The following is a 23,340-nucleotide window of genomic DNA, read 5'->3' on the forward strand; positions in this document are numbered from 1 at the left end:
TTATTTCTCCTTACGAGCAGTAATCCGGCCGCTGCCCTGATCTTTCAGGAAACGCAGGCCTGTGAAACCTTTATAGAGCGTAAGATAGTCAGGGCTACCTTACCGCTCCGTTTCCACAACATGAAAGTTTCGTAAGGTTGCGAATAAGATTCGCAAGCAGATGTCAGTTATTTGCCGTCCAGCAGACGCGAGAGTTCGGCTTTTTCGCTGTCGGTAAGTGGTTTGGGCGCCTCGCCCGCCTGCCTGCGCCCGCGAAAGGCTAAAATCAGCGCAACCGCACCGATTAAAAGGACGACGACTGGAAAGCCCCACAGAAGCACGGTACGCGCATTGAGGCGCGGCTTCAAAAGAACGAACTCGCCATAACGGTCAACGATGAAGTCCATCACCTGTTGGTCGCTATCGCCTTCCTTCAGGCGGTCACGCACGAGAATGCGAAGATCACGGGCAAGTTCGGCATTGGAATCGTCGATAGATTCGTTCTGGCAGACCATGCAGCGCAATTCGCCGGAAATCGTGCGGGCGCGCTTTTCAAGCGCCGGATCGGACAGGACTTCATCGGGATTGACCGCGAGGGCCGCCGTTCCTTGTATCGCCAGCGCAGCGCCAAGCAGGAGTGCGGCGAATGCCGACCGCTTTCTCATGCTGCGGCCTCCGCTTCTTTCGACGCGGATTTGCGACTGCGTGACGGCGCGCCGACCCGCAGACGACGATCTGCCAGGGAAAACAGTGCACCCACCATCATGACAAGGGCGCCATACCAGATGAGCGTTACGTCAGGCTTCCACCAGATACGAACCACAACTGATCCGTCACCCGGCTCATCGCCAAGCGCAACATAGACCTGGCTGAACCACAGCGTCCTGATGCCTGATTCCGTGGTTGGCATCTGGCGTGCCGGGAAGAAGCGCTTGGACGGTTCAATCTGTCCGAGAGTGCGTGCGCTGGAATCGAGCAGGGTGAAAGTGCCTCGATTTTCGGTGAAGTTCGAGCCGGTCAGCGGACGGAGGCCCTCAAAGCGAAGTGTATAATCCTGCACCTTGGCTGTATCGCCCGGACGCATGATCAGCACATTCTCCGTGCCTAACGTGGTCACGCTCACAATACCAAGCAGCGTCACGCCAAGCCCAATATGGGCGAGCGCCGTACCAAAGACCGAGCGCGGCAAACCCTTGAAGCGCGCAAATGCTTTGCTTGCGGAAACCTTGCCAATACCAGCCTTGAGAACGAGGTCCGTCAGGCTGCCGAAAATCAGCCACACGGCAAGTCCGATCCCGCAGGCGGCGAGAACCGATTTCGCCGATGTACTCCACAAGACAATCCCCGCCGCCAGAAGCGAGAGCGCGAAAGCCGTCATCAACCGCTGCGACACGCCGTAAAGATCACCGCGTTTCCAGGCGAGCAACGGACCGAACGGAACTGCAAAAAGAAGCGGGATCATCAGCGGGCCGAACGTCATGTTGAAGAACGGTGCGCCAACGGAAATCTTGTCGCCGGTCATCACTTCGAGCAGCAGCGGATAAAGCGTACCGATCAGCACGGTCGCGGCAGCGGTCGTCAGGAACAGATTGTTGAAGACGAGCGCGCCTTCGCGGGAGATCGGGTGGAAGATGCCCCCCGCCGTCAGGCTCTGTACACGAAGTGCGAAAAGCGACAGCGATCCGCCAATGAAGATTGCAAGGATCGCCAGAATGAAAAGACCGCGTCCCGGATCGGTGGCGAAGCTGTGAACCGAGGTCAGAACGCCGGAGCGGACAAGGAATGTGCCGAGTAGCGACAGCGAAAAGGTAAGGATCGCCAGCAGTACAGTCCAGATTTTCAGCGCAGAACGCTTTTCCATCACGAGAGCGGAATGGAGCAAGGCTGTCCCAACCAGCCACGGCATGAACGATGCGTTCTCGACCGGGTCCCAGAACCACCAGCCGCCCCAGCCAAGCTCATAATAGGCCCAGTAGGAACCCATCGCGATACCGCCAGTCAGGAACATCCAGGCCACGAGTGCCCACGGACGCACCCAGCGCGCCCACGCGGCATCAAGACGCCCCTCGATCAGTGCCGCCACGGCAAAGGAGAAGCATACCGAAAAGCCGACATAGCCGAGATAGAGCAGCGGAGGATGGATCGCGAGGCCAATGTCCTGAAGGATGGGATTGAGATCGCCGCCCTCCATTGGAGCCGGGAAAATACGGGTGAACGGGTTCGAGGTGAAGATGATGAACGCCAGAAATGCGACGCCGATCCAGCCCTGTACGGCAAGAACGTTGGCGCGGAGCGTTTCAGGCAGATTGCCGGAAAATGCAGCCACCAGCGCACTGAAGAAGGTGAGAATGAACACCCACAGCAGCATCGAACCTTCGTGATTGCCCCAGACGCCGGTGATCTTGTAAAGGAGAGGCTTTTGGGAATGCGAGTTCTCGACCACGTTCAGAACCGAGAAATCCGACACGACATAGGCATGGACAAGCACGGCCGATGCAAGGCAGATCAGCGCAAAGACTGCAATTGCCGTCGGCACGGCGACGGCCATGAGTTGCGTATCCCGGCGATGCGCGCCGACCACCGGCACGATCGATTGGACAATCGACAGTGCCAGCGCCAGAACCAGAGCAAAATGGCCGATTTCGACACTCATCTGCAATCTCCATCAAGCACCCTGCCGGACCACGGGTCCGATACGGAATGCCCTAACTATTCGCTTTAAGCATTTCCAAACGCAAAACCGCTTCACACTTTTGCTGGAAATGCCATAATTTCTATTTGCCTTCCCAGACGCCCTTTTCCTTCAGGCTGTCGGCAAGGTCCTTGGGAATGTAATTCTCGTCGTGCTTCGCCAGCACATTGTCGGCGTGGAAAACACCATCGTCTCCGAAACGCCCTTCGGCGACAACGCCCTGCCCTTCGCGGAAGAGATCAGGCGGAATGCCTTCGAACACGACTTTCACAGTCTTGATCGTATCCGTCACCGTGAAATGCAGTTCGCTGCCCTCGCGGCTGACGGAACCTTCCTCAACGAGACCACCAAGGCGGAACCGCGAGCCGGAGGCCATATCCTGTTCCGTCAGGTCGGCAGGCGTACGGAAGAAGCGAATGTCCTGACTGAAGGCCATCAGCATCAGTCCGACCGCTATGGCCAGAACCGCCAGTGCGCCACCGATCAGGAACAGACGCTTGCGCTTTCTCTGGCTAACGTTCCGGGCAAAATTACCCGCCGGTTTGGTACCTCGTGCATTGTCGTCTGCGGTCGCGCTCATTTTTGTGCGTTCCCTGTTTCCAGTCCAAGACCGGCTGCGAAACTCTGCAAGTTCGTCCGGCTTTCACCCTGAAGGGCTGTCATGCCGCGATTGAGAGCGTCCAGCGCTGCATCGCGACGGTTGAGGATCATATAGGAGCGCACGAGACGCTTCCAGCCTTCGACATCCCCACTATTCTGGCGAAGACTTTCATCAAGACGTTGAACCATGCCTTCGATCATCGCCTGCCGGTCCTCCGGGCTGAGCGACGAAGCGGCATCGACATCGCCTGCTGTCGGTCCTTTCGGTTGCTGGTCGCTACCGGAAGCAGGGTTACGAAGCCGGGCGATAGCCTGTTCGATCTGACTGCGCCACGGCGCATCGGCGGGTGCCTTGTCGAGGAATGCCTGGAGGCGATTGGCGGCCATATCCATCCGGCCATCCTGCATCTCACCCTGTGCAAGATAGAACTGCGGACGCACATCATTTGGTTCGAGATCGGCAGCTTTCTTGAAAAAGCCTTCTGCCTCGGCGGTCACGGTGCCACCTGAAGCGGTTGCCAGTGCTTCACCCAATCCCAGAACACGCGGGAAATTCTCACCGGCAATACGAATGGAACTGCGATATGCATTGACGGCATCAGTGGCACGACCAAGCCGCAGATAGATCGGCGCCAGCACATCCCATCCACGCACATCGCCCGGATTTTGCGCCAGATGCGCTTCGGCACGCGCCACAAGCTCATCGACAGAGCTGCGATCCGCACTGGCCGAAAGCCGTTCGGCGAGCGGCATGGACGGCATGTCGGGCTTGCCGAAAAGCGGATAGATGCCCCAGGCGATCAGCGGCACGGCAAGGACCGCAATGAAAGCCAGCAATCGGCCTGGTGCAGCCTGGCTTGCGGCTTCCGCAGCTTCCTTGCCTGACTTTTCAGCATTCAAAATGCGACGCGAAATTTCGATGCGCGCCTGTTCGGCGCTCTGCGGGTCGATCATGCCGCGTGAAGCGTCGGCTTCGACCTCACGCAACTGATCCCGATAGACCTCAAGGTCATTCTTTTCAGCGGGCAAGAATGCCTGCTTGCGCCGCGCGAGAGGCAACAAAACAGCCAGAGTGGCTGCTAATGTCAATAGTGCTGCAATAAGCCAGAATCCCATGGCTACGACTTAAGCGCAGCCAAGGGAAAAACCAACTACTACCTTCAGTAAGTTGCTGACTAGGGCAATTCGCCGCAAAGGTGGGACGCTGGAGTTTAGGTCAGCGGCGTCCAGCTACCGTCCGGATTGCGACATGCCGTTCCGCGCGCAGTCTGCTGCGACCCGCCAATGGTGAAGCTATGCGAATACTGGCGACAATTCTGAGAGCCGACCTGATAGGGCTGCGCCGCCGTCACATCGCCGGAGTTCGATCCGCTGCCGCTCCAGGATACGGCCTTGCCTGCCGGCGAATATTCAAGCGCGCGATATTCAGCCTCAAGCGCCTTCTTGCGGTCGACTGCATTCAACTGATTTGCGGAGTTGCCGAGCAGACCGTTGCCAAGCGGCGTCAACAGGCTTGTTTCCGGCTTCTGCGCCGTAGAACTACCGCCCAGCGAGCCGAGACCTGTGCCCTTGCTCGTCGTGCCGCAGGCTGACAATGCGAGCGCCACGGCAAGCATCGTCGAAGCAACTGAAACTGGATGAGAAAACCTGGATACCATCATCATAACAACCGGCCTTCATAAACAATTAGCATGCACACTATATCGGCATGTGGCTTTTTCAATTTAATCTTCTAGTTGGCTTTCGGCCAAAAACAACCGTCAATCTTCCGTCAGCGGCAACACGACCCGGACACCCAATCCACCGAACGAACTCTTGCCCAGATGCAGATTGCCGCCATATTCGCGAACGGTATCCTGCACGATTGCCAGCCCGAGCCCGGTTCCCGGTTTCGTTTCATCGACGCGGCTGCCGCGCTTCAGCGCCGCTTCGATCTTGTCGGGCGCCAGACCCGGCCCGTCATCTTCTATCAGGACTTCGAATTGTCGTTGCTCCCCAGAAATAGGGGCAAGCTTAATATTGATGCGTTTGCGGCCCCATTTGCCCGCGTTCTCCAGCAGGTTTCCAACAATCTCTTCCAGATCTTCCTGCTCTCCGGCAAAAACGGCGCTTGGCAGATCATTCCTGAAGGTAACGCTGAAAGCCGGATTGAGTTTCGCCGTCACGCGCTGCATGCGCTCGAGAACCGGCGTCACGGGCGTGCGAAACACAACACTGTCGCGCTGCGCGGCGATGCGCGCGCGCTGCAGATAGTGCTGTATCTGCACCTGCATCGCCTCGCTCTGTTCCTGCACGATGCGTCCGTGTTCGCCACCCATGTTTCGTGCTTCATTGACCAGCACGGAAAGGGGGGTTTTGAGAGAATGTGCGAGATTGCCGACCTGTGTTCGCGAACGCTCTACAATGCGCCGATTATTCTCGATGAGCGCGTTCATTTCGGTTGCGAGCGGCGCAATTTCGGCGGGCAGCGACGCGTCGAGCTTTGACGAGCGCCCCTCTCGAATATCAGCCAGCGCCTGACGCACCTTGTCGAGCGGACGCAGGCCGAACAGAATCACAGCGGCATTGATGAGAATACTGCCGATGCCGAAGATCGCCAGATAGGTCGTAAGGCTGGTTCTGAAATCGGTTATCTCCTTCAGGACCTCGCTGAGATTGCCCATGACACGAAAACGCGCAATGCGATTGGCATTATCCAGCACCACTTCGGTCTCAACGATAAAAAGCTCCTCGCCGTTGAGGCCGGGCAAGGTGTAGCTGCGCATGAAGGAGCTGTCGAACGGTGCCTGCGTGATCGGCATTTCCGGCACGATGCGCCCGATGAGCGACGGCGATTGCAGCTTTCCGGTCAGGTTCGGCGTGACGGGATCGACAGACCAGTACCAGCCGGAGAGCGGGCTGGAATAGCGCAATTCTCCCAGTTCCGGACGTCCCTGCAGCACGCCTTGACCCGACGTGCTGATCGCACCGACCAGACTGAACAGGTGAGCAGTCAACAGGCGTTCAAAATTGCTGCGTGCCGCATCGCCATACAGTGACCCGATGAAAGTGGCCACCACCACAAGCGCCACGATGACCCAGATCGTCGAAAGCGTGACGACGCGGACCGCGAGCGAACGCAAGGGAGGAAAGACGCGAAGAAGCTTCAGCTGTCGTTGCCTTTCGTTTCGCTCTCAATCTCCCCTCCGGAGCGGATGCGATAGCCCATGCCGCGCACCGTCTCGATCAGGTCCACACCCATCTTTTTGCGAAGACGGCCGACAAAGACTTCAATCGTATTGGAATCGCGGTCGAAATCCTGATCGTAGAGATGCTCGACCAGTTCGGTACGCGAGACCACCTCGTCCATATGGTGCATCAGATAGGACAGAAGCCGGTATTCGTGTGAGGTGAGCTTGAGGGCAACGCCGTTGACACTTGCCTTCGACGTTTTCGTATCGAGATAGAGCGGCCCGCAGACGAGTTCCGACGAAGCGTGACCCGCAGCACGGCGGATAAGGGCGCGTAGCCGCGCCAGCACTTCCTCGATATGGAAAGGTTTGGCCACATAGTCGTCGGCACCGGCGTCGATACCGGCGACCTTGTCGCTCCAGCGGTCGCGGGCTGTGAGCATGAGAACGGGCATGGCACGCCCGCTGCGCCGCCAGCGCTCCACGACACTGATGCCGTCCATGCGCGGCAGACCGATGTCGAGCACCACGGCATCATAAGGCTCGGTATCGCCGAGATAATGTCCTTCTTCGCCGTCATAGGCGCGGTCGACCACATAACCGGCAGCAGCCATCGCTTCGGAAAGCTGCCGGTTCAGGTCCTTGTCGTCTTCAACGATCAGGATACGCAAGCGGACATTCTCCCCTCAATTCATGTATAACAACGGTTAAAGCTGTTGTTATTGAGCGGGAACAGCCACTTCAACGCGGCGCGGACGCTCGCCATCGCGGCCCGGCACAAGCACCACAACCACACACACGGGGCGGCCGTTCTGAGTCGCAGCGGTTGCCTTGGCGAGCTGGCCGCCCTGCTGGGCAGCCACCTGTTCGCCGACCGCCGCGCAATCTCCGGCGGCAGCGACGATGAGATTGGACTTCTGCGGCGCAGTTATCGGCAGGGCACCGGCATCGACCGGCAGCAAGCCAATACTAACCGCGAGAAGCGCGAAAACTTTGAGTGCAGAATTTTGTTTCATCATGCCGCCTTATATAGCGCCCCACAGCTGAACGATGCATGAACAACCATTCTTCTTCCGGGCCCAAAGGAAAATTCCGCCTCTGACTATCACGCTTTGTGAAATTATGAAATGCGTGAAGTTGCCCCGATACGCCCAATTATTGTAACAATTCCGGCAATTGCAGTCGCCAGTTGCAGCAGAACATCCGTTAATACACCCTGATCGATCAAGCCTGTTACAGGACCGAGAGCACATCAGGATGAAAGAAAACCGAAACGACATCGATTAGTTCATACGCTCAACTTGCAATCATGTATTTCTACAAATACCCAATCATTTTCAGTTAGTCATTGCCGGAATGCGGTCGACGACGGGCCTACCTGTCCGTTCCTTGTAACAATCCAAACAAACTAAATTGAAAAGCCATAGCCGAGATCGTTCCGTCTTTTCGTTTGCTCATAAGTATCGACGTTTGGGTAGTTCGCATTTATTGCAACCCCCATAGGCGACAGGCACGCGATATCCGAGAAGCTGCTGTCGGGCTCCCCGTCGAACACCAATAAGGGCCTTTTAAAATTCATCCATAATCAGGAATTGTCATCGCTCCGTTTTTCTTCGGGAAGTAGCGCGGGTATAGGCGCGTGTTTCAGCCGCTCGGACAAATGCTGAAAAACCCCGATCGCTGACCACGCCGCCAAGCTTGCAACCGCGGAACCTATCAACATCAATTCCGCCTGGCCAAGCAATCCGCCAAGAGCCAATACTTCGGAAATCTTAACGCTTGCCGCACCACCGAAAACCACGCCACAGATCACGCCAACCGCGAAGCGGACCGCCGCGTCACGCTTTCCTCGCGGAAGGATGTAGGCGAGCGACATGAAAGAGCCTGCCGTCGCACCGGCAATCTTGGCAAACCAGATCCACGTAACCTCCGACGTAAATATTGTATGGATAAGGATGGCCATGATGACTTCCTTTCGTGTTGCAGACCCAAATATGATCGAATGTCAACCGCACCATATTTCTCTGTTTATGAACAACTACGCCCCAAGTGCACTGCCACAGTAAACTCCGCCCGACGCATTTAATCGGGAATGGTGCTGCACTTACCATGCGGCGCAAAATCATCTTTTCGTTGTCCAACGAACCCAACGAGAAGAACACACAACGTGCCCGATGCCTCTTTACGTTTTTGCGGTAAAATCTGATCCACAATTTTTGGCTTCAAAAGACATCACCCAGAAAAGCCTCTAGAGCTTTTCTGGGTGATGTATGCTGGCCTCCAACGGAGGTACGCGTGAACAGTTATAATTTTTCGACTGTACATAAAGCCTAACAAAGCACCGTTACGCAGTCAAGGATTATTTTCCTATCTATTGACTTTTTTCCCATGCCCGAAAAGCTGCTTGTGTTTTAACCATTTCACATGAGCTGTTGCTTATTAATCTGCTATGATGGATGGGCAAGTTCCGCCTGTCTCCGAAACCAACCATGCCGAAGTTAGTGTTTATGCGTAAAACGGCAGAAAAAGATTCCGGAAGCGAAAAGCGCAAACCGTTCAGGGTTTCGCGCCTGATTGGGCTCGACGCGTGGATCGATTCCACCCTCTACAGCCTGCGCTACAATCTCGGCGAATGGTGGGAAAACATCACCATTTTCTCACGGCGTTTTCGCGTGCGCGGTTTCCGGCGTTTTGTGGTCGAGGTTCTCGACGAAGGATTTACGCTGGGCGTGGGCGGCGCAGTTCTGATGCTCGTCCTGGCCCTGCCGGCTTTCGAGGAAACCAAGAAGGACTGGCGTGCACAGGACGATTATGCCGTCACCTTCCTCGACCGCTATGGCAATGAAATCGGCCAGCGCGGTATTCTCCACCGTCAGGCCGTGCCGATTGATGAATTGCCGGATCACGTCATCAAGGCCGTGCTCGGCACCGAGGACCGACGCTTTTTCGACCATTACGGCATCGACTTCTGGGGCCTGACCCGCGCGTTCAGCCAGAACATGCGCGCCAATGGCGTCGTTCAGGGCGGCTCCACCATCACGCAGCAACTCGCCAAGAACCTTTTTCTCTCCAACGAGCGCACCATCGAACGCAAGATCAAGGAAGCCTTCCTCGCGCTCTGGCTGGAAAGCAATCTCAGCAAGAAGGAAATCCTGCAGCTTTATCTCGACCGTGCCTATATGGGCGGCGGAACTTTCGGTATTGCGGCTGCTTCGGAATTCTATTTCGGTAAGAACGTCAAGGATGTCTCGCTGGCGGAAGCCGCGATGCTGGCCGGTCTGTTCAAGGCGCCCGCCAAGTTCGCGCCGCATGTCAATTTGCCCGCAGCCCGTGCACGCGCCAATGTCGTGCTGTCCAATATGGTAGAAAGCGGCTTCCTGAGCGAAGGACAGGTGGCCGTTGCACGCCGTCATCCAGCGAGCGTCATCGACCGCGCCAAGAACGAAAGTCCCGACTACTTCCTCGACTGGGCTTTTGAAGAGGTGAAGAAGATCGCCGCCAATATTCCGCAGCACACATTGATCGTGCGCACGACGCTCGACCGTAACCTGCAAAAGGCGGCAGAGGAATCGCTCGAATATCATCTGCGCCAGTTCGGCAAGGACTATAATGTCTCGGAAGCGGCAACCGTCGTTATTGCCAATGACGGATCCGTCCGCGCACTGGTCGGCGGGCGGGACTATGGTGAAAGCCAGTTCAACCGTGCCACCAAGGCATTGCGGCAGGCCGGATCTTCCTTCAAGCCCTATGTCTATGCAGCGGCGATGGAAAAGGGACTGACGCCGAGCACCATCGTTTCAGATGCTCCAATTAGCTGGGGCAACTGGTCACCGCGCAATTATGGCCGCAGCTTTGCCGGTCGCGTGGACCTGACGACGGCGCTTGTCCGCTCGTTGAACAGCGTACCGGTGCGACTGGCGCGCGATTATCTGACCACAGCCCCAATTGTTGCCCTGACCAAGGCGATGGGCGTGGAATCGCCGATCTCGTCACACAAGACCATGGTGCTCGGCACATCGGAAATGACGGTGATGGATCAGGCCACCGGCTTCAACGTGTTTCCAAATGCGGGCATGGCCGGCAACCGTCACGCCTTCACACAGATCGTTTCGTCGGAAGGCAAGGTGCTGTGGGATTTCGGGCGCGATGCCCCGAAGCCGCACAGGGCACTGTCGGAGAAAGCTGCACTCGAAATGAATTCCATGCTGGTGCAAGTGCCTGAACGCGGCACTGGACGCCGCGCGGCATTGCCGATGACGCGGGTGGGCGGCAAAACCGGCACAACGCAGAATTATCGCGATGCGTGGTTCGTCGGCTTTACCGGAAATTTCACGGCGGCGGTCTGGTTCGGCAACGACAATTTCACCCCGATGAAGGAAATGACCGGCGGCGTTCTGCCTGCCATGGCCTGGCAGCGCATGATGGCCTATGCGCATCAGAACATCGAACTGAAGCCCATACCGGGTGTGACCCCGCCATTCCCCGCGCCGCCCAAGAAGAACGAGCCACAAGTGGCGAATGCCAAGCCGGAAGAAACCATGGCTGCGCCGCCGCGCGTACTGTCTCCTCTATCGACAAAAGTTATCAAGGAGCTACATGACCGCTTCCTTGCGGCCCCGCCTCTGCCTAAGATCGCCGAGCGCACGAAAATATCGGTACTCTGAGGGGCGATGTTCAAGAGGATATTCAACACGGCGATTGTGCTTGTGCTGGCGCTGGGCGGCGGCATCTGGAGCGTCGACAAGGTTCTCGACCGGTTTGAAGGTTTCGGTGAGCTCAAGGTCGGGGTCTGGAGCGCCTATCCGGCGGCTGGCACGCCCGATGCCGACCCCTATTCCAAGGCCCGCGCTGCCCGCAAAGCCTATCTGGCGCTTGGAACGGCGGAAGGTCTTCCGTTCTATGCGCGCAGCGACAATAGCGGGCGCACCCTTCGGCGCGGCTGCACTTACCGCCTGAGCGGCATGACACCGCCTGCCCGCTTCTGGACCGTCTATCCCGCTACGCCTGATCTGGAACCGATCAGGCCGCGTGAAGGATTGCAGGAAGCGCTGCATTCCCGCGAAGTCCTGTACGACGATGACGGCAGCGTCACGATCACCATCGGCCCCGATGCAGCGCCGGGCAATTGGTTGCCAGTGGAAGGAAGCGGCGATTTTGTTCTCGTCATGACGCTTTACGACACGCCTTCGGCATCATCTTCCGGTCTCTCCGATCTGGTGATGCCAAGCCTCGCCCATATCGCGGGTGCAAGCAAGGGGGCGTGCCGTGGCTAGAACTTTGCGCCTCGTTCTCCTCGGCATCGTGGGTGCTGCGATTGTTCATATCGCGGTTCTCTTCCTCGTCCCCTTCTATTCCGACAAGAATGCATGGTCGCGGATCGAAGCGGGGAGCGAGCCATATCGTTTCCACAGGCTGGACGAAAAGACCGGTCCGGTCAGCGACAGTGACCCGCTGGTGCAGCAAGCCACCTGCCGCTTCGATCTTGCCGACGGGCCTGTGCATATTACGACCGGGGCGAATGTGCCCTATTGGTCGCTCTCGATCTATGCGCCCAACGGGGACAATCTCTACAGCCTCAACGACAGCGTTTCCAACGAACGTAAGCTCGACCTGATCCTTGCCGATCCCATCGGCATGGCAAGTCTGCGCTCGGATGGTTCGCAGGCCGATGCGCGTTCGATCCTGATCGAGCAGAATATCGGCGAAGGTGCCGCTGTGCTTCGCGTATTCGTGCCTGATGCAACGTGGAACACGGAAGTGCAGCGCTTCTTTGCGGAGGCGCAGTGCACGCCGTTTGAAGGGCTCTAGCAGCCTGACCCAAATGCTGTTTCTTTATGGCACGGTTAATGAGTTGCTAAGGCTTCAACGCTACTATCCGGAATACCGACCCATGCGGGGTGCATTTGCGCATCAACCGGCTGCTGCCGGATGCGTGATCTGCAATTTGGGGCGGGTGAGTTGTGTGCCTACCGGAGTATTCTGCGTGACAAATGAACAGTTCCGCGCCCTGGAGGATATTTCAGGCCACCGGAGCCCGTCGAATTCAAAAGCGGGGAGCAGCAAGGCGGACGACCTGCTGGCGGCCGCGATTTCCGCGTTTGCGGGTATCACGCGCCCCGGACGGCAGGATATGCAGCAGCTTGAAGATCTTGCCATGCCGCTTCTCCATTGCGCTTCCACCCGCGGCAAGCGCCATGCGGCCAATGCGCTGGCACAATTGGAGGACGCGCCGCGTCGTCTCATTCTGGCGCTGGCCGACGAACCCGTAGAAATCTCCGCGCCTATTTTACTGCGCTCTCCCCTTCTACGCCCTTCCGACCTCATCGAAATCATCGGCAAGAACGGTCTTGCCCATGCGCGCGCCATTGCACGGCGCCAGTCCGGTGACATCCTTCTGCAAGGCGTGCTGCGCAGTTTCGCCGACCCGGTCATCGACCGTACGCTGACGCTTCAGGAAAATCTCGCCAATATCGAGGCCGAACCGCTCGAAAGGCCGGATGTACCCGATCTTTCTGCGGCCAGAGCGCCGCTGATGAAAGAAGACAGCTCCGAACGACTGGCGCGCGCGCTGCAACAGCCTTTCTTCGAGGCTGGCGCGACCACCGGCTCGCAGCATCTCATCGACACCGCGCTTCTGATCGACAGCCAGTTTTTCCGCAATGCGCTGGCCGATGCGCTCGACCTGTCGTTTGAACGGACCGACGCGATCATCGGGCAATGGCCGGATTCGCATCTGCCGATTGCACTCAAGGCGCTCGGATTGTCACCTGCCGAATGCTATCTCGTCATGACGGCCATTCTGGGTCCTATCGACACCAACCGCGATAGCCTGCGTGAGTTTGTGCATATTTATCGCTCCATCGACCGCGAAAAAGCGATGGCGCTCGTGCGGCGCTGGAAGGCGGACGACATGTCTGCCATGCTGCGCGGAAAACTGCGTGAAATGGCTGAATCCGAAGACGACACGCCGCTCGTGGATGCTGCTAATTCTGATCACCCGTCGCTTCAGCGATCAGTGAAATAGAGCATTTCCAGCAAAAGTGCGAAGCGGTTTTGCGTAGGATAATGCGTAAAACAAAAGGATAGAGCGGCTCTACTGATTCCGTTTTTACTGGAACCGCTCCTATCCTCGCCAACTTATTTCGCTTCTCCGTCCTGCGAAATCGAGAACAGTGCCGATGCATCGGCAACATCTTCCAGCTCGACCAGCCACAGGTCGGGATCGAAGCGAGTTTCTCGCGCCATACGGTCGCCTGCCGCCATGTCATCAGCGTCGTGAAGAATGCGCAGAAACATGCGTTCTCCGTCATTATCCTCTTCATAGGAGGTTTGTGGCGCAGGCGAATACAGGTCGCATGTACCGAAGCGTGAGCTTACCTTGATGAAAATTGCGCCCGCCTCCGGTGAACCGCGACGGGCGAGATAGGCAAAGCCGCCCTCGCCCTGCACCTTGCGGATCAATGCCGAAACCCAGAAATCGGATGTCAGGCGCATCGGGAATCCATCAGCTTATGAGGCCAATCTCGCGCATCTTGGCGATCAGCGTTGCATCGATTTCGCCGGTTACCGGCATGCTGAACAGCTTTTGAAATTCGCGCACCGCTTCCTGGGTCGTCTTGCCGGATTGTCCGTTCACCGGCACGGTGTCGTTGCCGAATGCCTTCAACCCGGCCTGCACGCGGATAATATCCTGCGAACTGACTTTCCCCGATTGCACGGCGGGCGTTGCTGCCATCTGCTTTTTCGGTGCCGGTTTTTCATAAGATACGAGAGCGGGTTTTGGCTTGGAATCCGCCTCCGTCTTCAAGACTGCGGGCTGGGGACGCGGCGTCGGAACTGCTACCTCGATGGCTTTTGCCACATCGTCCTGAGCCGGGGTACTGTTTTGGGCATCGGCCTGCAACTGCGCGGGTATGTTTGCTTCCTGCACGCCGAGCTTCTGCTGCAAGGCGCGCCAGCGTTCCACCGCTTCACGCGTCTGCGGCCCGGTGAAACCGTCCACCGGTCCCTTGTAAATTCCAAGTGTCGAAAGTCGCTGCTGCAAACGTGCGATTTCCAGATCGGCATTGGGCGCAAGTGCCGGCAACATGTCGTCAACCGATGCGCTCATGTTCAGCCGGTCCGCTGACAGGCTGGCTGCTTCCAGCGGCTGGGCGGTCTCAGCGTTTGCGGAGCTTGCAGCTTCGGCTGAGGCCGTCGCGGTCGGTTTGGGGGCGTTATCACTTGCTGATGCCGTGCCCGGCAGGACTGCGCGTGGCGTCGGCTTGAACACGAAATCGGGTCTGGTGCGGAAGAACACGGCGTTGTGCGCTTCCGGCTGATACCAGAGCGCATTGGCCGAGACGAAACTCAACACAACCAGAAACGCAGTTGCCCCGCCGGTCAGGACAGGGTTGCGCACGATGAAATCTCCGGCGGCAATCGCTAGCGCGGAAGCCGATGTGAAGAAGAAGTGGAGGAGTCGCGAGCCGAGACTACGCCGTTTTGCGGGTTTGCGCATCTTTCTGCTCCCGGATTTGGCTGTTGTCTTCGTCGTTCTGCCAGTCATTACGCCTTTCCCCCTGGTGACGGTGCATGTCGATCACCGTGCCAAGTTCCTGATATTCATCGTCCCCCATGACAAACTGCGGGCCTGCCACTGGAAGGCGGATCGTGACGATCGTGCCTTCGCCAGGGCAGCTCTTGAGTTGCATGCTCCCCTGATGCAGTTCCACCAGCCCCTTGACCACCGAAAGTCCGAGGCCACTCCCCTCCTGCGTGCGCGTATAGTTATTGTCGGCGCGCACGAACGGCGTGCCGATGCGCTGCATATCTTCCGGCTCGATGCCGATGCCCGTATCCGACACGATGATTTCCAGCATCGGGCGACCTTCGGCCATAATGCGGGTTGCATCAATGGTGACGCAGCCGCCGCTTTGCGTGAACTTCACCGCATTACCGGCAAGATTGAGCAGAATTTGCTGGACGGCGCGACGATCCGCTACCAGTTCACCAATGCCTGTGCCAACGCGATGGCAGAAGGCAACGCCTTTCTTTTCAGCCTGCGGCAGCATGACGGCGGTGCACATTTCAGCCGCTTCACGGAAAGCAAAGTTCTGCGGGTCGATGCTGTAATGACCGGTTTCCAGCCGCGAATTGTCCAGAACGGCATTCACGAGTTCCAGCAGATAATGGCCGGACTGATGAATGAGGCCCGCATATTCGCGCTGCTTCTCATTGGCCAGCTTGCCACCCATTTCGTGCGACAGCATATCGGAAAAGCCGATGATCGAATTGAGCGGCGTGCGCAGCTCGTGGCTGACGGCTGCAAGCAGACGGCCTTTTCCGATGCGCTCTGATTCCAGCTCGGCTTTCAGCGTTGCAATTTCATCCAGAAGCTTCTGTTCGCCTTCGAGCGAGCGGCCAATCAACGTGATGGCGTGAGCGCTTGCGACACCTTCGAGACGATAAGTGCGGAAGATCGTATCGCCGTTTTCGATGGAACGCAGACGCACATCAATCTTGCTGGAAGCGGAACCGGCGCGAAGATCGGCCAGGAGCGAAAGATATTGCACACGGTCAGCCACATGAACGCGGTCGATAAGCGCCGTGCCTTCCAGCATTTTGGGCTGTACGCCCAAAAGCTTTGCCGAATTCGTATCGACCGAGAATACCACGCCATCCGAATCAAGACCGAATTGCACGTCGCCTGCGGCAACAGCAGCTTGCGGCGCGTTGATCCTGATCTGCGCGGGCCTGGCGGCGCTCGCGAAACCGCGCGCAACAAGGCTTGCTGCATAAAGCATGAGAACAGCGACGGACACATAGCTGCCGCCGGAAATGGTACCACCGCTTGCCGTCGCAAAATAGCCGAGAATCATGGCCGCCAATGCGGCGCCCGCTGCTGCGGCAGCAGGCTTGCGGGTCGCAAACCAGACTTCAAGCGGCAGACCCGCCACCATCAACCACAGGACCGCATTGCCATGAGAAAAAGCGCCAATGGCAGCCAGACCCGCGCCATAGGCAGCGAAGTTCAGGCCAACCAGAACAGGTGCGGCGACACCCATCAGCGACAGCGCGCAAAGGATCATGGCGATGCCTGCAAAACTTGCTGCAAGAATCGCAAATTCCGTAAAGCCCGGCGTTACGCCAGAGGCGAGTACGGCCGCACAAAGCAGGACCGGCGCGGTGATGACCGAACCGATAACACGTATGGAGGCCGCATCGGGACTGGATACCCAGCGGCGGCAGAAACGTTCGTAAAAACGGCTGATCGCCTGCACATTCGTGCGGACGGTCTCGGCTGTTTTCAAAAGAATGGCGTTCAACGTGCCGTACTCACTCAATACTCTTGCATGGTCTAAACCGGAAAACCGTTCGCCGTGACGACGCTCTCCCAGCCAGCAACAGATTGCAGCCGAGGCTTTAAAGAAACGATAAAGCGAGACCGCCCAAAGCGGATAAGTGACGCCTCGGGTCTGCTTTTCTGCCTATGGTAAACAGAGAGTAGCGATCAGGTGGCGAAACCACAGCCACGGCACAATTTTGACGTTTAAATGCTTTACCATGACGCGCATCCTGTCCGAAAACCGTTTCACACTTTTCGGGATGCGCTCCAATAAATCGAACAGTTACGGAATCTTTTCCAATTCATCGGACATTGACGCAAACCGAGAGCACGCAACCGCAAGAAGGCAATGATCCGTTTTCTACTCAAATCCGTATTCTGGCTGTCGTTGGCATTCATCGTGATGCCGCGCTTCTTTCCTGCGGATGAGCAAAGCAAGCCGCAGGAGAAGCCAGCCATTGCCGAGACGAAGCGGGAGCCGGATTCAATCGACCAGCTTCTCGCCAATGGCAAAACCGCCGTGGAACTGGGCAAGCTGTGCATCGAAAACCCTTCCTTCTGCCAGAACGGCACCTCACTTGTTTCCAGCGCCGGAAGCGGCCTTCTGGAAGGAAGCCGCGCTGCCCTGGAATATCTGAGTGATCGTTTCGGCACAAAGCCGCAACCGCCCGCGAGTGCGGAACCGGTTGCCACCGCACCTATGCAGACCGCAATCGGCATTCCCATCCCGACCTCGCGGGACAAAGCCCTGCGCGCACTGGACCGTCGCCCGACTGGTTCCATTCAACGCTAGAGCGTTTTTTAAACGCACATCTTGTCCGAAAACCGTTTCACACTTTTCGGGATGCGCTCGAGTTTTCCGTGACCTTGCGGTGTTTCATGACTATATAAGCGGCAAGAAACTTCTTTCAGGCGAGTATCATGACCACGACCATCGATAGCATCATGTCCGATTTCGAATTTCTCGACGATTGGGAAGACCGCTATCGCTATGTCATCGATCTCGGCAAGGAACTGCCGCCTTATCCTGACGATGCGCGCGATTCTGCGCACAAGGTTCAGGGCTGCGTCAGCCAGGTCTGGCTGAAGACGCTGCCGCAAGACGGCAACGATCCGGTTATCGAATTTCTGGGCGATTCCGATGCGCATATCGTGCGCGGTCTGGTGGCCATCGTGCTGGCGCTTTATTCGGGCCAAAAGGCTTCGGACATTCTCGCCGCGGACCCGGAAGCCATCCTGAAAAAGCTCGGCCTAGATGAACATCTGACGCCGCAGCGCTCCAACGGACTGCGCGCCATGGTGGCGCGCATCCGTCGTGAAGCGGAGCTGGCGAAAGAATCAGCCTAGGAGCCCGTTCCAAACGTCGCCCTGTGCGGCTGCAAATGGCAATTTACCTGCGTTCCGGTGCTCATGTACCTAAAAGTACATTGCGCTCCGGTACTCGAAAATTAACATTTTCGCACTCACATGCCGCTTTTTGATTCAGGCTCTAAAAGTTTCTCGACCGACAAGGCTGCGGCAAGCAGCCTTTTGTCCGTGCCGCCACGTGCGCTGAGCATGAAGCCGGTCGGCAGCGTCATGCCCGGCGTCGGCACAGTGATGCTGCACAGGTCGAACTGGTTTCCGACCTGCGTATCACGCAGCAGCAGCCCTTCCACACGGTCATATTCAGCCTCATCATTGCTGACCGAAGCAATCGTCGGCGCAACAATCGGCGTGGCGGGCGTTACGAACATATCGAAGCCGCTCAGACGCGCGTCCATTTCACGAACAAGCGTAGCGCGCGTTTCCATGATCCCGCGATAGGTTTCCATCGGAACCTTGACGCGGACGGCCAGCGGGCGTTTCACGCGAATATCGACATTGGCATCAGGATCGCCAAGCCAGGTCGATGCATGGATATGACTTGCCTCGATCCCGGCGATGGAGCCGACGCGGGTTACCTCGCGCAGACGCTGGATCAGATCATCGACTTCCAGATCGGCAATGATCGCTCCTGCCTTTTCAAGAAGCGCAACGGTTGCCTCGAAGTGTCTTGCGACGTCCGGCTCCATATCGGCCAGAAGATAGCCCTTCGGCATTGCGATGCGCAGCCCCTTGAGCGGCAGGCCGTCCGGCAAGACGGGCGCTTCGCCTGCCATAATCGCGTCGGTTATAATGGCATCGGCCACTGTCCTGGTCAGCGGACCAACGGAATCGAGCGACGGCGCCAGCGGAAATGCACCGTCCAGCGGAATGCGCAGCGCAGTCGGCTTGAAGCCGACAATGCCGTTCAGCGCTGCCGGAATGCGCACCGATCCGCCGGTATCCGAACCGATAGCGATTTCGCTGGTGCCTTCCGCTACCGAAACGGCCGCACCCGACGACGATCCGCCCGGAACACGCGTCGGATCAATCGCATTGCCCGGCTCGCCGTAATGCGGATTGAGACCGACCGGCGTGAAAGCGAACTCCGTCATGTGGGTCTTGCCGACAATGACTGCACCCGCATCGCGCAGACGCCGGACGATCGTGGCATCCTGCGTTGCCGGAGCCACATCGCGTCGAATAACCGAGCCGGCAAGTGTCGGCTCTCCGGCAACATCGAAGAGATCCTTGATCGAAACAATACGCCCATCGAGCGGGCTGACGGGGCGCCTATCGCGAAGGCGCGCATCGGAGGCATCCGCCTCAGCCCGCGCCTGTTGTGCATAGACCTTGCTGAAAACGTGTTCGCTTGCTGCCCGCGCTTCCAGTCGCGTCAGGATGCTTTCCAGCCGATCCCGTACCGAATTCATGTGATTTCTCCCCACTTCCCCAACGGGCACAGAGTCCCTTTGAGAAAGAGGCGATAGACCTGCCTCCGATAGCTGTCAATGAGGGTGCCGCCTCGTCAGCTCATATAGTCTGCGGTCGCATCTGTGGCCGGTAGTCGTCGGTTCCCCAATGCAGGACAACCGCTCTTCCCCGTTCCTTTTCGAGGTGAGGATTATAGTGCCGGTGCAGTGCGGCCAGACCGACCTTGAGCAGCATCTTGGCCGAACGAACCGGCCATTGCCGCTCTCGTTCCACGGTTTCGAGCCCTTTCAGAAAGCAGCAGACATCGACAAGAACACCGTTCAGCTCCGGTCCGACCGCCTCCAGTGCCCGCTCGACACGGATGCGGCTGGCCAGCGCGATATCCGTCAGCTCTGCCATGCCGCCCGGCCCGCTGCGCCCATCTCCGACGCGGGTGTCCCAGCGCATGGTGACGGATGGCATCAGCGATCCGCGTGTATAGTCAGCACGCAGTCTTTCACCGGCCAGAAACTCGCTTTCCGAAATGAAGGACGAACCATGCGCATTCTTGCGCCTGTAGAGCATGGCAAGCGGCGATTCCTCAAGATTGATCTCAACCCTTTCGCCCTGCTCGTAGTCGATAGTCTGCAGGGTTCTTGCCGGGCGGGGCAATGACTTGCCGCCATCTTTCAACGGCCGGTTGGCGGGCTGCGATAGAACAAGCCGCTCCTCCTCCCAATGCAGTAATCCCCTTTTTTGCATGGCCTCCAGCTCGGTGCGTGAGGCGGCAATGGTCCCCTGTTCCGTCGCAAGCAAAACATGCGAAGCGCGAACGGAATCCTGAACCTCGCAGTCGCCATTCTTCAAAAACCGCATGATTCTCGTTTCGGATGCCGACAATTGAGTGGTCACGCCGCCATCCTCCAGGCCGTGAAGGCACTTTGCGCAATCCGTTCAAATGTCGAGACAATTGCATCGAAATCCGTATCGTCCCGCATGTCTTCCACCAGATGACAGGCATGCATGACTGTTGTCCGGTCCCGCGCAAATCCGGCGGCCACTTCGCGCATGGCCAGCCCGAAAGCCGTATGCGCAACATACATGCCGATCTGCCGAACACGGGCCACCTCACGCCTGCACCGCAGCGGCGACCGCAATTCAGCGCCGGAAACACCGAACATAGCCACAAGCAAATCGATAAGGGCATCACAGAGCACAACATTCTGCTGCTCCCGCGAACGGTCGGCGATACCCTCCACCTTTTCGAGGCTAAGGCTTCGCCCATGCCGCGCAGCAAGCACCTTCAATGCTTCGAAAGCTTCCGCCCGCGTATGAATGACATCCGATAGTTCCAAAGACATTCATCTTTCCTCGCCAGAATAGGAATATCTTCTTATACGGAGGAAAATGCAAGTGTGGATAAGTTTCGTGGAATAATTTGCCGTCTTTGGCTGGTTTCGACGCTTCTAACATAAGCTAAGGCCTTGTCATCGCGGCATAAACTGCTTCGATCGATTGCGATCCATAACTATTTTACAGAAGAATCCGGCAAAATCTAGGAATATTATCCAACACAATTCTGCATGGCTCATGCTCTTTCGCATCACGAAATGAGGATAATTGCCATGGAAGCGGATCTGAAACACGCCCGCACACTATTTTTTGCCCGGCAAAAACAGAATCAACTGACCGCGATGCAGCGCATTGCCTTGCAGATCATCGCCGGTATCGATCTTGATGAGGTTCTCACGGTACCGCAGGAAGAAAAAGAGCGCACCAAACGGCGGCTGACGCGCCTTATGGAAAGGGAACGTTTGAAAGGCATGTGTGGTCACTGGAGTTATGACCTGAACCGGCACATTGCGTTGAAACAGGCTTTCGACCGGATCGGATGAATAGACCATTTGCTTCCGAAAATGCTTAGCCCAAAACAAAATGGCCGCTATCGAAAAGCATAAGCTCAACGATAACGGCCATTTCTATAAAGTTTTCAGAACAGATGCGGTAAAGCGCAGCTCGCTCGAAATATCGGAGCGATTAAGCGTCCTTAGGCTTGCGGCCCAGGCCCATCTTCTTCGCCAGACGCGAACGAGCAGCAGCGTAGTTCGGAGCAACCATCGGATAATTCGGATCGAGATCCCACTTTTCGCGGTACTGTTCCGGGGTCATGTTGTAATGGGTCATCAGGTGACGCTTCAGCGACTTGAACTTCTTGCCGTCTTCGAGGCAGATGATGTAGTCGTCATGAACCGACTTCTTCGGGTTGACGGCAGGCTTCGGCTTCTCAACGACGACAGGCGCTTCTTCGCGTTCGACGTGACGCTTGAAAGCGGCATGTACTTCAGCGATCAGCAGCGGCAGTTCGCCAGCGCGAATCGAATTATTGCCGACATATGCGGCTACGACATCTGCAGTAAGGCTTAGAAGCAGTTCTGCGCTCTCGTCGTGCGTGTCCAGATTTTCCATAAGGTAGATTTCCTTCTTACTTTTTATTGTTGCGTAATCGACAACTGGAGATCCCCGCCTGCCACCGTCGTTACGTATTCCAAAACTCTGCCCCATCCGTTCGCGATTGCGAATATCAGTTGATAATGTCATTTGCAATAGAATTGTCAAACCACATTACATTACCGACAAGTCTTTCTTCTTGAATCGGCAAATAGAAAAACTCGAACTCAACCTTACTAAGAGCCTGTTCCAAAAAGGGTTGAGCGATTACAGTAGGTTATGATCCAATCGGATTGCTTACATTCGATGGAGATCACAATGGCCTGGACAGTAACCGCTCGCCGCCACTATGTACGTCGCAATTCGCGCTATGCAACTGATTTAACGGATGCGGAATGGTCAGTGATCGAACCGCTGATGCCTTCGCCCAGATACCTTGGTCGCCCTCGCAAAACGGATCTGCGTGAGGTGGTAAACGCGCTTCTTTATATCGCATCATCTGGCGGTGCGTGGCGGCTTCTGCCAACCGATTTCCCACCATTCTCGACGGTACAGAAATACTTCTACCGCTGGCGCGATGAAGGCTTGCTGCGTACCATCAACAACACGCTTGTGATGCTGGCGCGTGAGCAGGCTGACAGGCAGCCCAGTCCAACGGCTGGCGTCATCGACAGCCAGTCAGTTAGAACCACGGAAAGTGGCGGAATACGGGGCTTTGACGCGGGAAAGAAGATTAGCGGACGTAAGCGTCACATTGTCGTTGATACCCTTGGCTTGATGGTTGGTCTGGTGATCCATTCTGCGGGTATTCAGGATCGCGATGGCGCACCGGACGTCTTGAAAACCATACTCAAACGATGGCCGTGGCTGCGACATATCTTTGCTGACGGCGGATATGCAGGCCCCAAGCTCAGAGGCAGGCTGGAAAAGGTCGGAAAGTTTACACTGGAAATCGTCAAGCGCTCCGATCAGGCCAACGGTTTCGAAGCCCTGCCACGCCGATGGGTGGTCGAGCGAACATTTGCATGGCTGGGAAGGTGTCGCAGACTGGCCAAAGACTTCGAGAAAACTATCGCTTCTTCCGAAGCGTGGATATACATCGCAAATATCCGCTTCCTCACACGGCGTATCGCAAGAGCCTGATATCATTACATTCATTATGATTCAGGCTCTAAGATTGGGAAACTTTGAATCGCGATGTGTTCGCGTCGCCGCTCCTGTCATTTATTGAAGGATATGGATGAAGCCGTAGTTCACTGCCGTGCTTCCTTTAATTTGCCCGGCCAGCGTTAGCAATAGTTTTCTCCCTCAAGTTTTCTTGTACGTCGTGCAAGACTAACATGTTTCCGTTACGTAGCTTTTGGCCG

At 57.0% G+C, this 23,340-nt stretch carries 24 protein-coding genes; 8 read left to right on the forward strand and 16 right to left on the reverse strand.

The genetic code is table 11. The features are described 5' to 3' along the window. Positions 1-167: 167 nt before the first annotated feature. The 9 genes from MKS82_RS06280 to MKS82_RS06320 all read right to left on the reverse strand — a co-directional run bounded on the left by MKS82_RS06280 (position 168) and on the right by MKS82_RS06320 (position 8,404). A complete protein-coding gene (locus MKS82_RS06280) occupies positions 168-644 on the reverse strand; it encodes a cytochrome c-type biogenesis protein (protein ID WP_151557856.1) in 477 nt (158 codons plus the stop codon). Beyond that, positions 641-2,632, reverse strand: a complete 1,992-nt coding sequence (locus MKS82_RS06285; RefSeq protein ID WP_240578518.1) for a heme lyase CcmF/NrfE family subunit — start codon at positions 2,630-2,632, stop codon at positions 641-643. The genes MKS82_RS06280 and MKS82_RS06285 overlap by 4 nt, the downstream gene beginning before the upstream one ends. Positions 2,633-2,753: 121 nt before the next feature. Continuing rightward, a complete protein-coding gene (gene ccmE / locus MKS82_RS06290) occupies positions 2,754-3,251 on the reverse strand; it encodes a cytochrome c maturation protein CcmE (protein WP_109987931.1) in 498 nt (165 codons plus the stop codon). Next, complete coding sequence (gene ccmI, locus MKS82_RS06295) at positions 3,248-4,387, reverse strand: c-type cytochrome biogenesis protein CcmI (RefSeq protein ID WP_109987930.1); 1,140 nt, start codon at positions 4,385-4,387, stop codon at positions 3,248-3,250. Before ccmI ends, ccmE begins: the two co-directional genes overlap by 4 nt. Positions 4,388-4,482: 95 nt before the next feature. Next, entirely contained in the window at positions 4,483-4,935 is a 453-nt protein-coding gene (locus MKS82_RS06300; RefSeq protein ID WP_109987929.1) for a hypothetical protein, read from the reverse strand. Between the two features lie 96 nt (positions 4,936-5,031). Continuing rightward, complete coding sequence (locus MKS82_RS06305) at positions 5,032-6,342, reverse strand: ATP-binding protein (protein ID WP_109988028.1); 1,311 nt, start codon at positions 6,340-6,342, stop codon at positions 5,032-5,034. Positions 6,343-6,416: 74 nt separating this feature from the next. Then, the gene (locus MKS82_RS06310) at positions 6,417-7,112 is read right to left on the reverse strand and encodes a response regulator transcription factor (RefSeq protein WP_109987928.1); all 696 of its coding nucleotides are present in this window, start codon (positions 7,110-7,112) and stop codon (positions 6,417-6,419) included. Between the two features lie 48 nt (positions 7,113-7,160). Beyond that, positions 7,161-7,457 (reverse strand): hypothetical protein, encoded by a 297-nt coding sequence (locus MKS82_RS06315; RefSeq protein ID WP_061347242.1) that lies wholly within the window; start codon positions 7,455-7,457, stop codon positions 7,161-7,163. Between the two features lie 569 nt (positions 7,458-8,026). Next, positions 8,027-8,404 carry a DUF6107 family protein gene (locus MKS82_RS06320; protein WP_109987927.1) on the reverse strand — a complete coding sequence of 126 codons (378 nt, stop codon included), beginning with the start codon at positions 8,402-8,404 and terminating at the stop codon, positions 8,027-8,029. Between the two features lie 526 nt (positions 8,405-8,930). On the opposite strand from MKS82_RS06320, the gene MKS82_RS06325 reads away from it, so the two are divergent. The 4 genes from MKS82_RS06325 (at position 8,931) to MKS82_RS06340 (ending at position 13,465) form a co-directional block, all read left to right on the forward strand. Next, positions 8,931-11,105, forward strand: coding sequence for a penicillin-binding protein 1A (locus MKS82_RS06325; RefSeq protein WP_109988027.1), 2,175 nt, complete (start codon positions 8,931-8,933; stop codon positions 11,103-11,105). Positions 11,106-11,111: 6 nt separating this feature from the next. Beyond that, positions 11,112-11,714 (forward strand): DUF1214 domain-containing protein, encoded by a 603-nt coding sequence (locus MKS82_RS06330; RefSeq protein WP_151557845.1) that lies wholly within the window; start codon positions 11,112-11,114, stop codon positions 11,712-11,714. Beyond that, positions 11,707-12,249 (forward strand): DUF1254 domain-containing protein, encoded by a 543-nt coding sequence (locus MKS82_RS06335; protein ID WP_109987925.1) that lies wholly within the window; start codon positions 11,707-11,709, stop codon positions 12,247-12,249. The genes MKS82_RS06330 and MKS82_RS06335 overlap by 8 nt, the downstream gene beginning before the upstream one ends. 175 nt (positions 12,250-12,424) lie before the next feature. Then, positions 12,425-13,465 (forward strand): DUF2336 domain-containing protein, encoded by a 1,041-nt coding sequence (locus tag MKS82_RS06340; protein ID WP_109987924.1) that lies wholly within the window; start codon positions 12,425-12,427, stop codon positions 13,463-13,465. 113 nt (positions 13,466-13,578) lie between these two features. Here MKS82_RS06340 and MKS82_RS06345 read toward each other — a convergent pair whose 3' ends face one another. The 3 genes from MKS82_RS06345 to MKS82_RS06355 are packed head-to-tail and all read right to left on the reverse strand — an operon-like array spanning position 13,579 to position 16,748. Continuing rightward, a complete protein-coding gene (locus tag MKS82_RS06345; protein ID WP_109987923.1) occupies positions 13,579-13,935 on the reverse strand; it encodes a DUF1491 family protein in 357 nt (118 codons plus the stop codon). Positions 13,936-13,945: 10 nt separating this feature from the next. Further along, on the reverse strand, positions 13,946-14,941 hold the full coding sequence (locus MKS82_RS06350) for a peptidoglycan-binding domain-containing protein (protein WP_151556494.1): 996 nt from the start codon (positions 14,939-14,941) through the stop codon (positions 13,946-13,948). Then, on the reverse strand, positions 14,916-16,748 hold the full coding sequence (locus MKS82_RS06355; protein ID WP_109987921.1) for an ATP-binding protein: 1,833 nt from the start codon (positions 16,746-16,748) through the stop codon (positions 14,916-14,918). Before MKS82_RS06355 ends, MKS82_RS06350 begins: the two co-directional genes overlap by 26 nt. Positions 16,749-17,117: 369 nt before the next feature. On the opposite strand from MKS82_RS06355, the gene MKS82_RS06360 reads away from it, so the two are divergent. Continuing rightward, entirely contained in the window at positions 17,118-17,561 is a 444-nt protein-coding gene (locus MKS82_RS06360) for a hypothetical protein (RefSeq protein ID WP_240578519.1), read from the forward strand. A 128-nt stretch (positions 17,562-17,689) separates the two neighbouring features. Beyond that, complete coding sequence (locus MKS82_RS06365) at positions 17,690-18,115, forward strand: SufE family protein (protein ID WP_109987919.1); 426 nt, start codon at positions 17,690-17,692, stop codon at positions 18,113-18,115. Positions 18,116-18,231: 116 nt separating this feature from the next. Here the strand turns inward: MKS82_RS06365 and MKS82_RS06370 are convergent, their stop codons facing one another. The 3 genes from MKS82_RS06370 to MKS82_RS06380 all read right to left on the reverse strand — a co-directional run bounded on the left by MKS82_RS06370 (position 18,232) and on the right by MKS82_RS06380 (position 20,880). Continuing rightward, a complete protein-coding gene (locus tag MKS82_RS06370) occupies positions 18,232-19,545 on the reverse strand; it encodes an amidase (RefSeq protein ID WP_240578520.1) in 1,314 nt (437 codons plus the stop codon). 100 nt (positions 19,546-19,645) lie between these two features. After that, positions 19,646-20,437, reverse strand: a complete 792-nt coding sequence (locus MKS82_RS06375; protein WP_109987917.1) for a DUF6456 domain-containing protein — start codon at positions 20,435-20,437, stop codon at positions 19,646-19,648. Next, entirely contained in the window at positions 20,434-20,880 is a 447-nt protein-coding gene (locus MKS82_RS06380) for a helix-turn-helix domain-containing protein (protein ID WP_109988026.1), read from the reverse strand. Before MKS82_RS06380 ends, MKS82_RS06375 begins: the two co-directional genes overlap by 4 nt. A gap of 270 nt (positions 20,881-21,150) precedes the next feature. Between MKS82_RS06380 and MKS82_RS06385 the strand changes: the two genes are divergently transcribed. Next, entirely contained in the window at positions 21,151-21,420 is a 270-nt protein-coding gene (locus tag MKS82_RS06385; protein WP_109988025.1) for a cytoplasmic protein, read from the forward strand. A gap of 142 nt (positions 21,421-21,562) precedes the next feature. Here MKS82_RS06385 and MKS82_RS06390 read toward each other — a convergent pair whose 3' ends face one another. Further along, positions 21,563-21,991 (reverse strand): MucR family transcriptional regulator, encoded by a 429-nt coding sequence (locus MKS82_RS06390; RefSeq protein WP_010661576.1) that lies wholly within the window; start codon positions 21,989-21,991, stop codon positions 21,563-21,565. Between the two features lie 300 nt (positions 21,992-22,291). On the opposite strand from MKS82_RS06390, the gene MKS82_RS06395 reads away from it, so the two are divergent. Further along, the gene (locus MKS82_RS06395) at positions 22,292-23,116 is read left to right on the forward strand and encodes an IS5 family transposase (RefSeq protein WP_240578521.1); all 825 of its coding nucleotides are present in this window, start codon (positions 22,292-22,294) and stop codon (positions 23,114-23,116) included. Positions 23,117-23,340: the final 224 nt, after the last annotated feature.

The organism is Ochrobactrum sp. A-1, assembly GCF_022488005.1.
Taxonomy (GTDB): Bacteria; Pseudomonadota; Alphaproteobacteria; order Rhizobiales; family Rhizobiaceae; genus Brucella.

Coding starts and splice junctions, on each gene's coding strand:
- MKS82_RS06345 (WP_109987923.1), bottom strand. CDS start 13,935: ATGCGCCTGACATCCGATTTCTGGGTTTCGGCATTGATCCGCAAGGTG.
- MKS82_RS06330 (WP_151557845.1), top strand. CDS start 11,112: ATGTTCAAGAGGATATTCAACACGGCGATTGTGCTTGTGCTGGCGCTG.
- MKS82_RS06395 (WP_240578521.1), top strand. CDS start 22,292: ATGGCCTGGACAGTAACCGCTCGCCGCCACTATGTACGTCGCAATTCG.
- MKS82_RS06315 (WP_061347242.1), bottom strand. CDS start 7,457: ATGAAACAAAATTCTGCACTCAAAGTTTTCGCGCTTCTCGCGGTTAGT.
- MKS82_RS06280 (WP_151557856.1), bottom strand. CDS start 644: ATGAGAAAGCGGTCGGCATTCGCCGCACTCCTGCTTGGCGCTGCGCTG.
- MKS82_RS06390 (WP_010661576.1), bottom strand. CDS start 21,991: ATGGAAAATCTGGACACGCACGACGAGAGCGCAGAACTGCTTCTAAGC.
- MKS82_RS06325 (WP_109988027.1), top strand. CDS start 8,931: ATGCCGAAGTTAGTGTTTATGCGTAAAACGGCAGAAAAAGATTCCGGA.
- MKS82_RS06365 (WP_109987919.1), top strand. CDS start 17,690: ATGACCACGACCATCGATAGCATCATGTCCGATTTCGAATTTCTCGAC.
- MKS82_RS06350 (WP_151556494.1), bottom strand. CDS start 14,941: ATGCGCAAACCCGCAAAACGGCGTAGTCTCGGCTCGCGACTCCTCCAC.
- ccmE (WP_109987931.1), bottom strand. CDS start 3,251: ATGAGCGCGACCGCAGACGACAATGCACGAGGTACCAAACCGGCGGGT.
- MKS82_RS06285 (WP_240578518.1), bottom strand. CDS start 2,632: ATGAGTGTCGAAATCGGCCATTTTGCTCTGGTTCTGGCGCTGGCACTG.
- MKS82_RS06300 (WP_109987929.1), bottom strand. CDS start 4,935: ATGATGATGGTATCCAGGTTTTCTCATCCAGTTTCAGTTGCTTCGACG.
- MKS82_RS06385 (WP_109988025.1), top strand. CDS start 21,151: ATGGAAGCGGATCTGAAACACGCCCGCACACTATTTTTTGCCCGGCAA.
- MKS82_RS06370 (WP_240578520.1), bottom strand. CDS start 19,545: ATGAATTCGGTACGGGATCGGCTGGAAAGCATCCTGACGCGACTGGAA.
- MKS82_RS06320 (WP_109987927.1), bottom strand. CDS start 8,404: ATGGCCATCCTTATCCATACAATATTTACGTCGGAGGTTACGTGGATC.
- MKS82_RS06360 (WP_240578519.1), top strand. CDS start 17,118: ATGATCCGTTTTCTACTCAAATCCGTATTCTGGCTGTCGTTGGCATTC.
- ccmI (WP_109987930.1), bottom strand. CDS start 4,387: ATGGGATTCTGGCTTATTGCAGCACTATTGACATTAGCAGCCACTCTG.